Source organism: Streptomyces sp. NP160, from assembly GCF_006335115.1.
GTDB lineage: Bacteria > Actinomycetota > Actinomycetes > Actinomycetales > Quadrisphaeraceae > Quadrisphaera.
This window is the reverse complement of sequence record NZ_VDMJ01000009.1, coordinates 113,231-127,338: the sequence shown is the minus strand read 5'-3', so window position 1 is coordinate 127,338 and position 14,108 is coordinate 113,231. Positions and strand designations below refer to the sequence as shown.

General features: G+C 76.9%; 14 protein-coding genes. 13 read left to right on the top strand and 1 reads right to left on the bottom strand.

The window, feature by feature from the left end; genetic code table 11:
• The first annotated feature begins 22 nt into the window (after positions 1–22).
• The 6 genes from FHN55_RS06830 (at position 23) to FHN55_RS06805 (ending at position 5,149) form a co-directional block, all read left to right on the top strand.
• Complete coding sequence (locus FHN55_RS06830) at positions 23–361, top strand: DUF3039 domain-containing protein (protein ID WP_139711490.1); 339 nt, start codon at positions 23–25, stop codon at positions 359–361.
• Positions 358–1,821, top strand: a complete 1,464-nt coding sequence (locus FHN55_RS06825; protein WP_139711489.1) for an MFS transporter — start codon at positions 358–360, stop codon at positions 1,819–1,821. The genes FHN55_RS06830 and FHN55_RS06825 overlap by 4 nt, the downstream gene beginning before the upstream one ends.
• The gene (locus FHN55_RS06820) at positions 1,818–3,701 is read left to right on the top strand and encodes a DEAD/DEAH box helicase (RefSeq protein WP_218974414.1); all 1,884 of its coding nucleotides are present in this window, start codon (positions 1,818–1,820) and stop codon (positions 3,699–3,701) included. Before FHN55_RS06825 ends, FHN55_RS06820 begins: the two co-directional genes overlap by 4 nt.
• A gap of 178 nt (positions 3,702–3,879) precedes the next feature.
• Positions 3,880–4,311 (top strand): hypothetical protein, encoded by a 432-nt coding sequence (locus FHN55_RS06815; RefSeq protein WP_139711488.1) that lies wholly within the window; start codon positions 3,880–3,882, stop codon positions 4,309–4,311.
• Positions 4,308–4,619, top strand: coding sequence for a transcriptional regulator (locus FHN55_RS06810; RefSeq protein ID WP_139711487.1), 312 nt, complete (start codon positions 4,308–4,310; stop codon positions 4,617–4,619). Before FHN55_RS06815 ends, FHN55_RS06810 begins: the two co-directional genes overlap by 4 nt.
• A gap of 32 nt (positions 4,620–4,651) precedes the next feature.
• Positions 4,652–5,149 (top strand): SRPBCC family protein, encoded by a 498-nt coding sequence (locus FHN55_RS06805; RefSeq protein WP_139711486.1) that lies wholly within the window; start codon positions 4,652–4,654, stop codon positions 5,147–5,149.
• A gap of 15 nt (positions 5,150–5,164) precedes the next feature.
• Here the strand turns inward: FHN55_RS06805 and FHN55_RS22580 are convergent, their stop codons facing one another.
• Positions 5,165–5,545 carry an SdpI family protein gene (locus tag FHN55_RS22580; protein WP_180357686.1) on the bottom strand — a complete coding sequence of 127 codons (381 nt, stop codon included), beginning with the start codon at positions 5,543–5,545 and terminating at the stop codon, positions 5,165–5,167.
• 98 nt (positions 5,546–5,643) lie between these two features.
• Between FHN55_RS22580 and FHN55_RS06795 the strand changes: the two genes are divergently transcribed.
• The 7 genes from FHN55_RS06795 to prmC all read left to right on the top strand — a co-directional run bounded on the left by FHN55_RS06795 (position 5,644) and on the right by prmC (position 14,108).
• Positions 5,644–6,987 (top strand): homoserine dehydrogenase, encoded by a 1,344-nt coding sequence (locus tag FHN55_RS06795; RefSeq protein WP_218974413.1) that lies wholly within the window; start codon positions 5,644–5,646, stop codon positions 6,985–6,987.
• Positions 6,987–8,075, top strand: a complete 1,089-nt coding sequence (thrC, locus tag FHN55_RS06790; protein WP_139711484.1) for a threonine synthase — start codon at positions 6,987–6,989, stop codon at positions 8,073–8,075. The genes FHN55_RS06795 and thrC overlap by 1 nt, the downstream gene beginning before the upstream one ends.
• Positions 8,072–9,019 (top strand): homoserine kinase, encoded by a 948-nt coding sequence (gene thrB / locus FHN55_RS06785; RefSeq protein ID WP_139711483.1) that lies wholly within the window; start codon positions 8,072–8,074, stop codon positions 9,017–9,019. The genes thrC and thrB overlap by 4 nt, the downstream gene beginning before the upstream one ends.
• A 395-nt stretch (positions 9,020–9,414) precedes the next feature.
• On the top strand, positions 9,415–11,580 hold the full coding sequence (gene rho, locus FHN55_RS06780) for a transcription termination factor Rho (RefSeq protein ID WP_139711482.1): 2,166 nt from the start codon (positions 9,415–9,417) through the stop codon (positions 11,578–11,580).
• A 178-nt stretch (positions 11,581–11,758) separates the two neighbouring features.
• Positions 11,759–11,968, top strand: coding sequence for a 50S ribosomal protein L31 (rpmE, locus tag FHN55_RS06775; RefSeq protein WP_139711481.1), 210 nt, complete (start codon positions 11,759–11,761; stop codon positions 11,966–11,968).
• A 97-nt stretch (positions 11,969–12,065) separates the two neighbouring features.
• The gene (gene prfA / locus FHN55_RS06770; RefSeq protein ID WP_139711480.1) at positions 12,066–13,151 is read left to right on the top strand and encodes a peptide chain release factor 1; all 1,086 of its coding nucleotides are present in this window, start codon (positions 12,066–12,068) and stop codon (positions 13,149–13,151) included.
• Positions 13,152–13,154: 3 nt separating this feature from the next.
• Positions 13,155–14,108: a peptide chain release factor N(5)-glutamine methyltransferase gene (gene prmC, locus FHN55_RS06765; protein ID WP_257570750.1), complete on the top strand. Its 954-nt coding sequence runs from the start codon at positions 13,155–13,157 to the stop codon at positions 14,106–14,108.

The window sequence follows — 14,108 nt, the reverse complement described above, 5'->3', positions numbered from 1 at the left end:
TGCGGGACGTACGCTGTGGCGCATGAGCGAGCCGCTGTCGGACCCCAGCGCCAGCCCCGCGACGGCGGACCCGCGGACCTCCTCCTCGGGCACCGCGCTGCTCGACCGCGAGCTGGTGGAGCAGCCCGTCGAGCCGGGCGACCACGAGCGCTACGCGCACTACGTCCGCAAGGAGAAGGTGCTCGAGTCCGCCCTCACCGGTGAGCCCGTGATCGCCCTGTGCGGGAAGGTCTGGGTCCCCGGGCGCGACCCGAACAAGTTCCCGGTCTGCCCGATGTGCAAGGAGGTCATCGAGGGCATGCGCGCCCGCGAGGGCGGCTCCGGCAAGGGGTCGGGCAAGGGCTCCGGCGCCGGGGAGTGATCCGCGGCGAGCTGCGGGTCGCGCTCGCCGGCATCGTCGCGCTGGTCACGCTGGTCGCCTTCGAGGCGATGGCGGTCAGCACGGCCATGCCCGTGGTCGCCGACGAGCTGGGCGGCCTGAGGCGCTACGGCCTCGCCTTCTCCCTCTTCCTCACCGCCAGCCTGCTCGGCACCGTGCTGGCCGGAGGCTGGGCCGACGCCCGCGGGCCGCGCACCCCGGTGGTGGCCGGCCTGCTGGCCTTCGCCGGCGGGCTGGTGCTGTGCGGCACCGCGCCCACGTTCACGCTGCTGCTCCTCGGCCGCGCCGTGTCCGGGCTCGGCGGCGGGCTGCTCGTGGTCTCCCTGTACGCCGTGGTGGGCGCGGTCTTCGACGAGGCCGTGCGCCCCCGCGTGTTCGCCTGGATCAGCTCCGCGTGGGTCGTGCCCGCCGTCGTCGGTCCCCTGGCGGCGGGCTGGCTCGCCACGGCGTGGAGCTGGCGCGCGGTGTTCCTGCTCGTCGCCCCGCTGGCCGTGGTGGTGGGCGCGGTGCTGCTGCCGCGCCTGTGGCACCTCGGCGCGCCCGCCGCCGACCCGGGGGCCGCCCCGCGTCAGGGACTGCTCAGCCAGCGCTCCCGCGCGCTGAGGGGCCTGGGCGTGGCCGCCGGCGCGGGCCTCGCCCAGGCCGGTGCCGCCGAGCTCGTGCCGCTGCGCCTCCTGCCCGTGGTGTCCGTGGTGGTGGGCGTGCTCGCCGTCGTCGTCGCCCTCCCCGCGCTGCTGCCCGCCGGCACCCTGCGGGCCGAGCGCGGCCTGCCCAGCGTCATCGCCGTGCGCGGCCTCATGACGGCGGGGTTCATGGGCGCCGAGGCGTACGTGCCGCTGATGCTCGTGCTGGAGCGCGGGCTGCCCGTGACCCTGGCCGGGCTGGCGCTGACGGGCGCCGCGCTGGGCTGGACGCTCGGCTCGGCGCTGCAGGGGCGGCGCGGGCTGCGGGTGGACAGGTCGCGCCTCATGGCGCTCGGGGGCCTGCTCGTGGCCGGGGCCGTGGGGCTGCTCGTGCTGCCGTCGCTGCACCTGCTGCCGGGGCTGGCCGTGCTGGGCGTCTGGGCGCTCGGCGGCCTGGGCATGGGCCTGACCCTGTCCAGCACCAGCGTGCTGACCCTGTCCCTCAGCCCGGCGGACCTGCGCGGGCGCCACAGCGCGGCGCTGCAGCTGTCCGACGCGCTCGGCGCCGTGGTGGGCATCGGCGTGGCCGGCGCGGTGTTCGCGGCGCGGCTGGGCGCCGCGCCGGACCTGCACGGGGACCTCGCGGGAGCGGGCGGCGCCCCCAGCGCCGACGGCGGAGCCACGTTCGCGCTGGTCTTCGGCGGGCTGTCGCTGGTGGGGCTGATGGCGGCCGCCGTGGCGCTGCGGGTGCGGCCCGCCGGCGGCTGGCCGAACGAGCCCGGGACGGCCGACCGAGCGGCTAGCGTGGCCGGGCCGTGAGTTCCTCCCCGCTCCAGCGAGCCCGCCTGTCAGCCTCCGCGCACCTGCTGCCCGCGGAGGCTCCCGGCGACCCCGGAGCCGTGGTCGGCCCCGTGGAGTCCCACGGCGGGCGGCCGCTGCGCGCGTGGCAGTCCGAGGCGCTCGGGCGCTACGAGGCCGAGAGGCCCACGGACTACCTCGTCACGGCGACGCCGGGCGCCGGCAAGACGACGTTCGCCCTGACGCTGGCGTCCCGGCTGCTGGCCCGCCGGGAGGTGGCCCGCGTCGTCGTCGTCGCCCCCACCGACCACCTGCGCACGCAGTGGGCGGAGGCCGCCGACGCCGCCGGCATCGTGCTGGACCCCACGCTCACCAACGCCGTGGGGCCGGTGCGGGCGGGCACGAAGGGCTACGTCACCACCTACGCGCAGGTGGCGGGCAAGCCCGCGCTGCACGCCGCCCGCTGCACCGCCGCCAAGACGCTGGTCATCCTCGACGAGGTGCACCACGCCGGTGACGGGCTCTCCTGGGGCGAGGCGGCCGAGGAGGCCTTCGACCGGGCCGCGCGCCGCCTGTGCCTGACCGGGACGCCGTTCCGCACCAAGCCGGGGGAGCGCATCCCGTTCGTGAAGTACGCCGAGGTGCCCGACGGCGAGCCGGGGGAGCTGCGCAGCTCCGCGGACTACACCTACGGCTACCGCGAGGCGCTGCGCGACGGCGTGGTCCGGCCTGTGGTCTTCGCGGCCTACACGGGCACCGCTCGCTGGCGGAACAGCGCCGGGGAGGTCATCGCCGCGTCGCTCAGCGAGCCGAGCACCAAGAGCGTCGAGGCCACCGCCTGGAAGACCGTGCTCGACCCCAAGGGCCAGTGGGTGCCGCACGTCATCGCCGCCGTCGACGAGCGCATCACGCACCTGCGCGCCCACGGCATGCCCGACGCCGCGGGGCTGGTGCTGGCCTCCGACCAGGACGACGCCCGCGCCTACGCCGCCATCGTCAAGAAGGTCACCGGCCAGAAGCCGGAGCTGATCCTGTCCGACGACCCCACGGCGTCCAAGAAGATCGAGAAGTTCGGCACCGGGGCCACCCGCATCGCCGTCTGCGTGCGCATGGTCTCCGAGGGCGTCGACGTGCCCCGGGCGGCCGTGCTGGCGTGGATGACCAGCTACCGCACGCCGCTGTTCTTCGCCCAGGCCGTCGGGCGCGTGGTCCGCAGCCGCGGTCCGCACGAGGCCGCGACGGTCTTCCTCCCGGCGGTGCGCCCGCTGCTGACGCTGGCGGCGTCGATGGAGGAGGAGCGCAACCACGTCATCCCGCCGCCCGCGGAGGCCAGCGAGGACCTCGACCCGCTGCCGCCGCGAGAGCGCGCCGCGGGCGAGACCCGGGAGTGGCGGGCCCTGGACGCCGACGCGCAGTTCGCCCACGTGCTGCACGGCGGCCGCGCGGTGCTCGCGGGCTCGGCCCCCGCGGAGCTCTCGGAGGAGGACGGCGAGCACCTGGGTCTGCTCGCGGGGATGCTCACCCCCGAGCAGACCGCGCACCTGCTCTCGCAGCGCGACGAGGAGCACCGCCGCGCAGCGGCGGCCGCCGCCGTGCAGGACGACCTCTTCGGCGGTCTCGGCGACGACGACGGCGGGGGCGGCCGCGGTGCCGGCGCCGCCGGGGGCTCCGACTCGGCTGCGGGGCGCTTCGAGCCCGACGAGGGCCAGGCCGGCTGGCGGGCCGCGGCGGAGCTGCGCCGCGAGGTGAACCAGCTGGTCGCGCGCGTGGCCTCGCGCTCCGGGGAGCCGCACGCCCGGGTGCACGTGGCGCTGCGCAGGGCCGTGCCGGGGCCGGCGTCGGCCTCGGCCTCGGTGGAGGTGCTGGAGAAGCGCCGGGACTTCCTGCTCGCCCAGCTCTGACCCCGTCCCCCTTCCTCGCACTCGCGCACCCGAGTGCTGCTTGGGCCACCCCTGATCGCGCACTCGCGCACCCGAGTGCGGCTTCGGCGACCCTCGATCGCGCACTCGGGTGCGCCAGTGCGGCATCGGTGCCGGCAAGTACTTGCCAGAGTGGAAAGTACTTGCCACACTCGTCGACATGAGCGAGCACGCGCACCTCACCGCCGACCAGGCCCTCAGCGCGCTGGCGGGCGCCGACGCCGCGCGCCGGGGCCTCGCGGCCCGGGGCCGGTGGCTGGCCACCTACTTCGCAGCCTTCGCCGTCGGCAGCGCTGCCGTCGTCACCCTCATCGGGCTGGGCGGGGACGCCGGCACCACCACCGCGATGATCGGCTGGGTGCTCCTGGTCTCGCTCGGGGTGGGGTGGGCCGCCACGCGCCCCGTCCGGCTGTGGCGCGAGGGCTGGCTGCACGGCCTGGCCTGGGGCAGCTGGGGGGTCGTCTACGGCCTGGTGCTGGTCATCGGGGGCTCCCGCCACGGGGAGGCCGCCTACTGGCTGCCCGCGGCGCTCGTCAGCGCGCTGCCCCTGCTCGCGACCGCGCTCGTCGCCCTGCGGTGGTCGCGCAGGTGACCAGCACCTCCCACCCCCGCCACCAGCTCGACGACGTCATCCACTCCCCGGTCCGCCTCTCCGTGGTCTCAGCGCTGTCGGGGGTCGACAGGGCCGAGTTCGGCGAGGTCCGCGACGCCGTCGAGGTCTCGGACTCGGTGCTCTCCAAGCAGGTCGCGGCCCTGGAGGCCGCCGGGTACGTCGAGGTGACCAAGGGCCGGGTCGGGCGGCGGCCGCGCACCTGGCTGGCCCTCACCCGCGAGGGCCGCGCGGCGCTGCAGGCCCACCTGGAGGCGCTCCGGGCGCTGCTCGGGCACGGCCTCGGCTAGCCGCCGGCGCGCGCGGCGCCCACAGTGGTCAGGTGCCGACGATCGAGGCGTCCACCGACCTGCCCGGCGACGTCGCCACCGTGCTCGACGTCTCGCTCGACCTCGACGTCGAGCTCGCGGCCGGCCGCCGCCACCGGGTGCACCCGGTGCCTGCCGGCCCGGGGAGCCGCACGAGCGGGCGCATCGGTGCGGGGGAGCGCGTGCGCTGGTCGCTGAGGCTCTACGGCGTGGTGCCGCTGCGCCACACCACCCAGATCCTCGAGGTCACCGAGCGGACGTCGAGCGGCGGTGCGAGCTTCGTGGACGCGATGGTCTCGGGCGCCTTCTCCAGCTTCCGCCACGAGCACCTCTTCACCCCGCTGCCCGCCGCGGCCGACGGCTCGCCGCGCACGCGGTCCACCGACCGCATGACCTGGACCAGCCCGCTGGGTCCGCTGGGGCGCCTCGCCGACGCAGTGCTCGTGCGCCGGACGCTGGTCGGGCTCCTGGCCGACCGGAACGCGGAGATCGCCCGCAGGCTGGGGGCCTGACCGCCTCCGCGCAGGTCAGCGGTGCGCCGGTCCGCGCGCGGCGGCGTCGGCGCGCACCGCCCCGGCCACCAGCACCACCGCTGCGAGCGCTGCGCCGCCCACCACCACGGTCGCGAACACGCCGGCCGAGCCCGTCGTGGCACCCACCAGGAGCGCACCGAGGCCGGCCAGCGCGAGCAGGCCCCCTGCAGCGGCCGCCCAGGGCCGCGCTGCCGCGTGCCCCGCGCGCCACGGCTCGTCCCCGGACAGCGTGGCCGGCGTGCGCACGCCCACCCAGCGGTTGCGCCCCAGCCCGCCGGCCGCGGCCCGCGCCACCACGTACGGCACGAGGCCGCCCGCCGCGAGCAGGACGGCGCCCACCAGCACCACCGTCCACACCGGCACCGAGTCCTCCACCCGCGGAAGGGTACGCGGGGCGCACAGCGGCCCCGGCCGTCTGGGAGACTGGCGCGCCGCGGGCACGACCCGTGATCGAGCCTCTGACAGGAGCGGGTGTGGAGCGGGTGCGGGTGGCGCTGCTGGGCTGCGGCTCGGTGGGCAGCCAGGTGGCGGTGGCGCTGGCGCCGGGCTCGGCGAGCGTCGCCGAGCTGTCGGCCCGTGCAGGGGCGGCGATCGACCTGGTGGGCATCGCCGTGCGCGACGCCGACGCGCCCCGGCCGGGTGTCGACGGCGTCGTCGACAGGGCGCTGCTCACCACCGACGCCGAGGCGCTGGTCGCCCGCGCCGACGTCGTCGTCGAGCTGGTGGGCGGCCTCGAGCCGGCGCGCAGCCTGCTGCTGCGGGCCTTCGAGCACGGTGCCAGCGCCGTGACCGGCAACAAGGCGCTGCTGGCCGCTCACGGGGGCGAGCTGCACGCCGCCGCCGACGCCGCCGGGGTCGACCTGTACTTCGAGGCCGCCGTGGCAGGGGCCATCCCGATCATCCGGCCGCTGCGGGAGTCGCTCGCCGGCGACCGCGTCGAGCGCGTGCTCGGCATCGTCAACGGCACCACCAACTACGTCCTCGACCAGATGGACACCCACGGGCAGTCCTTCGACGACGCCGTGGCGCGCGCGCAGGAGCTGGGCTTCGCCGAGGCCGACCCCACGGCCGACGTCGACGGCTGGGACGCCGCCGCCAAGGCGGCGATCCTGGCCACGCTCGCCTTCCACACGGCCGTGACCATCGACGACGTCCACCGCGAGGGCATCCGCTCGGTGTCCGCCGAGGACGTCGCCGCGGCCGGGGAGGCCGGTGCGGTGGTGAAGCTGCTCGCCGTCGCCGAGCGCACCACCGGCGTGGACGACGCCGGGAACGAGGTGGAGGGCGTCCAGGCCCGGGTGCACCCGGTGCTGCTGAGCCGCGAGCACCCGCTGGCCAGCGTCCGCGGCGCGTACAACGCCGTCTTCGTCGAGGCAGCCGGGGCCGGCGACCTCATGTTCTACGGCCAGGGCGCCGGCGGGCGCCCGACGGCGAGCGCGGTCCTGGGCGACCTCGTGACGCTCGCGCGCCACCGCCAGGACGGGAGCCAGGGCCCGCGAGTGCTGGGCCACGCCGACCTGCCGGTGCTCCCCACGGACGCCGTGCGCACCCGCTACCAGGTGCGCCTCGTCGTGGCGGACCGCCCGGGCGTGCTCGCAGCCGTCGCGCAGGTCTTCGCCGCGCACGGGGTCTCCATCGAGACCGTGCGCCAGCGCCCCGCGGCCGGGGCGGTGGCCGGCGAGGGCGGCTCGGCCTCGCTCGTCGTGGTCACGCACACCGCCGCCGACGCCGCCCTGGCCGGGTGCGTGGCGGACCTGTCGGAGCTGGACGCCGTGGCCTCGGTGGCCTCGGTGCTGCGGGTGGAAGGGGACAGCTGATGGCGCACCAGTGGCGCGGGGTGGTCGAGGAGTACCGGGAGCGTCTGCCCGTCGTGGCCGGGGCCCCCGCGGTGACGCTCGGCGAGGGGGGCACGCCGCTCGTGCGCGCCCGGCACCTGTCGGAGCTGACGGGGTGCGACGTGCGGCTGAAGGTCGAGGGCTGCAACCCCACCGGCTCCTTCAAGGACCGCGGCATGACCGTGGCCATGACCCGGGCCGCCGCCGACGGCGCTCGCGCGGTCATCTGCGCCTCCACGGGCAACACCTCCGCGTCGGCGGCCGCGTACGCCACGGCGGCGGGCCTGTCCTGCGGCGTGCTCGTGCCGGACGGCCGCATCGCCATGGGCAAGCTCAGCCAGGCCGTGGCGCACGGCGCGACGCTGCTGCAGGTGGACGGCAACTTCGACGACTGCCTCCGGCTGGCCCGCGACCTCGCCGAGGACTACCCGGTCGAGCTGGTGAACTCCGTCAACCCGGCGCGCATCGAGGGGCAGAAGACGGCTGCGTTCGAGGTGGTCGACGCCCTCGGCGACGCCCCCGACGTGCACTGCCTGCCCGTCGGCAACGCCGGCAACATCACCGCCTACTGGCGCGGCTACACCGAGTACTCCGCCGACGGGCCGGCCACGCGCCGTCCTCGCATGTGGGGCTTCCAGGCCGCTGGCGCGGCGCCGATCGTCGAGGGCCGTCCGGTGGAGTCGCCCGACACCATCGCGACCGCCATCCGGATCGGCAACCCCGCCTCGTGGGACCAGGCCGTTGCCGCCCGCGACGAGTCCGGCGGCGTGGTGGAGGCCGTCACCGACGAGGAGATCCTCGCGGCGCACCGGCTGCTGTCCTCCCGGGACGGCGTCTTCGTGGAGCCCGCCTCCGCCGCAGGCGTCGCCGGCCTGCTCAAGCGGCACGCAGCGGGCCTGGTGGAGAGCGGGCTCACCATCGTCGTCACGGTGACCGGCCACGGCCTCAAGGACCCCCAGTGGGCCCTGCGCGAGGCCGACGGCAGCGAGGTCCGCCCCGTCCGCGTGGGCGTCGACGCCGACTCCGCCGCGGGTGCGCTCGGCCTGGAGCGGGCGCGGGCGCTGGCGTGAGCACCCCGGCCCCCGGGCGCCGGGTGCGCGTGGTCGTGCCCGGCTCCAGCGCCAACCTGGGGCCCGGGTTCGACGCCCTCGGCCTGGCGCTCGGCCTGCGCGACGAGGTGGTCGTCGAGGTGCCCGCCGAGACCCCCACCGGCCCCCCGGGCGCCGAGGTGCGGGTCAGCGGCGAGGGCGCGGACGCGATCCGCGGCGGCGAGGGCAACCTCCTCGTCCGCTCGGTGCGGGCCGCGCTGCACGCCGCGGGCGTGCCCGCCGCGGACCAGCCCCACCTGAGGGTGACCAGCCGCAACGGCGTGCCGCACGGCCGCGGTGTCGGCTCCTCGGCCGCTGCGGTCGTCGCCGGTGCTGCCGCCGGGTCCGCCCTCCTCGACGTCCCCCTCCCGCCGGAGGCCCTCCTCGACCTGGTCTGCGGCCTCGAGGGCCACCCCGACAACGCGGCGGCCTCGCTGCTGGGCGGTCTGACGCTGGGCTGGCGCGACGGCGCGCACGGCCCGTGGCGCGCCGTGCGCGTCGACCCCCACGCCGACGTGGTGCCGCTGCTGTGCGTGCCGGACGCGGAGCTGTCCACGGCCAGGGCCCGCGCGATGCTGCCCCTGCACGTCCCCCACGGCGACGCCGCCCACACCGCCGGGCGCGCCGCGCTGCTGGTGGAGGCCGTGACCCGCAGCCCCGAGCTGCTGCTCGCCGCCACGGAGGACCGGCTGCACCAGGAGCAGCGCGCGGCCGCCATGCCGCCCAGCGCCTCGCTCCTGGCGGACCTGCGCGCCTCCGGCCACGCCGCCGTCGTCTCCGGCGCCGGGCCCTCGGTGCTCGTGCTGTGCCCGGGCGCCGCCGCCGCCGAGGACGCCCGCGCCCTGGTGGTGACCCGCCCCGGGTGGTCGGCCCTGGAGCCGGGCGTCGCACGCGACGGCGCGCTGGTGGAGGTCCTGGCCGGCTGACCGGCGCGCGGTTCCCGCAGAAGCCCTCAGGGTGCGCGCGGCAGCGCCGATGAGGAGGGCGGAACACCGGGGGCCTCGCGGCTGTTCGGGTGACATCGGCCGGCACCGGGACGGCACCCTCCAGCTCGAGGGCGGCTGCTCCGGCCGGGTGCTATCGTGAGGGCAGCCCTGCTGGTCTGCGCCGCGGCGCCGATGTCGCCGCCTCCTGCTGGCCCCACGGGTCGAATCACCTGCCGTGGAGAACCACGGGACCTCACCGCTCTGCTGGACCTGAGCTCCGCGCTGGGTCTGCGAGCTGGGGCCCGCACGGCGACACTCCGCACCGGCTCCTCTCTGGACGCCCGGTGACCCGCCTCCGGTGTCCACCGAGGCGCTGACGAGGGGGAAGGACCTTCGTGACCGACACCACCGAGATCGCCGCGCCGGCTGAGAACGGCGCAGCGACCGACTCGGGCGCGCGCCGCACCGGGCTCACCGGTCTGCGCCTGCCGGAGCTGCAGGCCCTGGCGGTGCAGCTGGGCGTCTCCGGAACGGCCCGGATGCGCAAGAGCGAGCTGCTCGACGTCATCAAGGCCGCCCAGTCGGGTGGCCGGGCCGGTGACGAGGCCGCGCCCGCGCCCGCGCCCGCCCGCACCACCGCCGTCCGCCGGCAGCGCCGCTCCCCGGAGCAGGCGCCCACCGAGGCAGCGGCCGCGGCACCGGCCGCCGAGGCGCCCGCCGCCGAGGCAGCCCCCCAGGTCGAGGCGCCCGCCACCGAGGCTCCCCGGGCCGTGGCGCCCGCGGCGGAGGTGGCCGAGGCCAGCGGCGAGCGTCCTGCCCGTCGCACCCGGGCCCCCCGCGAGCGCTCAGAGCGCTCCGAGCGCTCCGAGCGCACAGAGCAGCCGCCGCAGGAGGTCCAGGCGCTCCTGCCCGACCTCGCAGACCTCGCTGAGGCGCGCACCCATCGGACCGAGCGCCCCGAGCGGGCTGAGCGCCCGGAGCGGGCTGAGCGCCCGGAGCGGGCTGAGCGCCCCGAGCGGGCCGAGCGCTCCGAGCGTCCTGAGCGCACGTCCGAGCGCGACGCCAGGGACCGCGCCGAGGAGGTCCGCCTCGACCTCGACCGCGCCCTGGCCGAGCGCAGCGAGCGCAACGACCGCGCCCGCCGCGAGCGCGGGGAGCAGGTCCGCGCCGACGACCGCACCGCGCCCGTCCAGCGCACGGCGGCACCGCCGCAGCAGCGCGTCGACCAGGCCGTCCCCGGCGAGGACGAGGACGACGACGACCTGCGCGGGCGCCGGGGCCGCCGCGGGCGCTACCGCGACCGCGACCGCAAGGGACGCCGCGGGCGCACCGAGCCGGGCCTGGAGGCCGAGGCGCCGGTCGAGGTCTCTCCGGACGACGTCCTCGTCCCGGTGGCCGGGATCCTCGACGTGCTCGACAACTACGCGTTCATCCGCACCTCCGGCTACCTGGCCGGCCCGAACGACGTGTACGTGCCGCTGGGCCAGGTGAAGAAGTCCGGTCTGCGCCCGGGCGACGCCGTCACCGGGGCCGTCAAGGCCCCCCGGGACGGGGAGCAGGCGCAGCAGCACACCAGCGGCGGCCGCGGTGCCCAGAAGTTCAACGCGCTGGTCCGCCTCGACACCGTCAACGGCATGCAGCCCGACGAGGCGCGCCGCCGCCCGGAGTTCGGCAAGCTGACGCCGCTGTACCCGAACGAGCGCCTGCGCCTGGAGACGGAGCCGGGCGTCCTGGCGACGCGCATCGTCGACCTGGTCGCCCCCATCGGCAAGGGCCAGCGCGGGCTCATCGTCTCGCCGCCCAAGGCCGGCAAGACGCTGATGATGCAGGCCATCGCCAACGCGATCAGCATCAACAACCCCGAGGTCCACCTCATGGTCGTGCTCGTCGACGAGCGCCCCGAGGAGGTCACGGACATGCAGCGGACCGTGAAGGGCGAGGTCATCGCCTCCACCTTCGACCGGCCCGCCTCCGACCACACCGCCGCGGCGGAGCTCGCCATCGAGCGCGCCAAGCGCCTGGTGGAGCTGGGCCACGACGTCGTCGTGCTGCTCGACTCGCTGACCCGCCTGGGCCGCGCCTACAACCTCGCCGCGCCGGCGAGCGGGCGCATCCTCTCCGGCGGTGTCGACGCGGCGGCGCTGTACCACCCCAAGAAGTTCTTCGGTGCGGCCCGCAACATCGAGAACGGCGGCTCGCTGACGATCCTCGCCTCGGCCCTGGTCGAGACGGGCTCCAAGGCCGACGAGGTCATCTTCGAGGAGTTCAAGGGCACCGGGAACATGGAGCTGCGGCTCGACCGGCGCCTCGCCGACAAGCGGGTCTTCCCCGCGGTCGACGTGAACCCGTCCGGCACGCGCCGCGAGGAGATCCTCCTCGGGCGCGAGGAGCTGGCGGTCATGTGGAAGCTGCGCCGCGTGCTCACCGCGCTGGACAGCCAGCAGGCCCTGGAGCTGCTGCTGAGCAAGCTGCGCGACACCAAGAGCAACACCGAGTTCCTCATGCAGGTCAAGGCCCAGACCCCGACGGCGGGCGCAGCGCGCCCGCCGGCGAAGGACTGACCTCCGCCAGGACGGACCGGCCGTCAGGCGCAGCGGACCCCGCGGGAAGCCCCGCGGGGTCCGCTGCGTTATGAGGAGTGCCAGTCCTGCTGGCAGACTGCTCGCCGGCTCCGGCTCACGTGCGCTCCGCTCCGAGGGAGCAGCACGACCCGGCGGCCACCGACACCGAGGAGATGCTGTGAAGAGCGAGATCCACCCGGACTACCACGAGACCACCGTGACCTGCACGTGCGGGAACACGTTCACCACGCGCAGCGCCGCCCCCGGCAGCGAGATCCGCGCGGACGTGTGCAGCGCCTGCCACCCGTTCTACACGGGCAAGCAGAAGATCCTCGACACCGGCGGTCGCATCGCGCGCTTCAACCAGCGCTACGCCAAGAAGAGCTGACACCGGCTCCCTCGGACGCCGGCCCACCCCGCGGGGTGGGCCGGCGTTCGTCGTCTGGCCGCCCGCCGACCACCCGCCCGCACGCCCAGGAGACCCCGTGAGCACCCCCGTCGACCGCCTCTCCGCGCTGCTGGCCGAGCACGCCGACGTCGAGCGCCAGCTCGCCGACCCCGCGGTGCACGCCGACGCCCCCCGCGCCCGCGCGCTGGGCCGGCGCTACGCGGAGCTGGGACGCGTCGCCGCGGCGGCCGCGGCGCGGGAGGCGGCGGCCGCGGACCTGGCCGCCGGCCGCCAGCTCGCGGCGGAGGACGCCGCCTTCGCCGAGGAGCTCCCCGCGCTGGAGGAGGCCGAGCGCGCCACCGCCGAGCGCCTGCGCGAGGTGCTGGCCCCGCGGGACCCGGAGGACGGCTCCGACGTCATCCTCGAGGTGAAGGCGGGCGAGGGCGGCGAGGAGTCTGCGCTGTTCGCCGGCGACGTGCTGCGGATGTACCTGCGCTGGGCGGAGCGCACGGGCTGGCGCACCGAGGTGCTCTCCTCCACCGACTCCGACCTGGGCGGCTACAAGGACGTCTCGGTGGCGGTGAAGCGCCGCAGCGGCGACGACGGCCCGGACGGCCCCTGGGCGCGCCTGAAGTTCGAGGGCGGCGTCCACCGGGTGCAGCGCGTGCCGGTGACGGAGTCCCAGGGGCGCATCCACACCTCCGCCGTCGGCGTCCTCGTCGTCCCCGAGGTCGAGGACGCCGGAGAGGTGGAGCTCTCCCCGAACGACCTGCGCATCGACGTCTTCAGGTCCTCCGGTCCCGGCGGCCAGAGCGTCAACACCACCGACTCCGCCGTCCGCATCACCCACCTGCCCACGGGCACGGTGGTGAGCTGCCAGAACGAGAAGAGCCAGCTGCAGAACCGCGAGCAGGCGATGCGCATCCTGCGGGCGCGCCTGCGGGCGGCCCAGCAGGAGGCCGCCGAGGCGACCGCGTCCGCGGCCCGCCGCTCCCAGGTGCGCACGGTGGACAGGTCCGAGCGGATCCGCACGTACAACTACCCGGAGAACCGCATCAGCGACCACCGCACCGGCTACAAGGCCCACAACCTCGACCAGGTGCTCGCCGGCGACCTCGACCCGGTGGTCCAGTCCTGCGTCGACGCCGACCTCGCGGCGCGCCTCGCCGACGCGGGCGCCTGAGCGGTGTCCACCACCGACGACGACGTGCGCCGCGGCGGGGACCTGTCCGCGGTGCTGCGCGCCGCCCGGACGCGCCTGGCGGCGGCGGGCGTGCCCTCCCCGGCCGTCGACGCCGACCTCCTCGCCGCCGGCGTGCTGGGCCTGGGGCTGGGCGAGCTGCGCGCCGCCTCCCTGCGCGGGACGGCGCTGACCGCGGACCAGGCGGGCCGGCTCGCCGCGCTGGTGACCCGCCGCGAGGCGCGCGAGCCCCTGCAGCACCTGCTGGGACGGGCGCCGTTCCGCGGCCTGGAGCTGCTCGTGGGCCCGGGCGTCTTCGTGCCCCGCCCGGAGACGGAGACCACCGCCGGTCTCGCCGTCCGGGCCGCGGAGCGGGTGGTGGCCAGCGGCCGGGCCCCGCTCGTGGTGGACCTGTGCACCGGCTCGGGAGCCGTGGCGCTGGCCGTGGCCGCGGAGGTGCCGGCCGCCCGCGTGGTCGCCGTCGAGCTCGACCCGGGCGCGCACGCGTGGGCCCGGCGCAACCTGGACGCGCACCCGGCGGGGGAGCGGGTGCGCCTGGTCCTGGGTGACGCGACCTCGGCGGAGGTGCTGGCCGAGCTCGACGGGACCGCGGACGTGGTGGCCTCCAACCCCCCGTACGTGCCGCCCGGCGCCGTGCCCCGCGAGCCGGAGGTCCGCGACCACGACCCGGCGCTCGCGCTGTGGGGAGGCGGCGAGGACGGCCTGCTGGTCCCGCGCGGCGTGGTCGCGCGCGCGGCGGCGCTGCTGCGGCCCGGCGGGCTCGTCGTCGTCGAGCACGCCGAGGTGCAGGGGGAGGCCCTGCGCCAGCTGCTGGCCCCACCGCAGTGGGACGGCGCGGCGACGCACGACGACCCGGGGGGCAGGCCCCGGGCGACGAGCGCCCACCGCGCCCAGCCCGCCGCGGCCTGCGCGCCGCCAGGCTCCGGCGCGTCGCAGTGA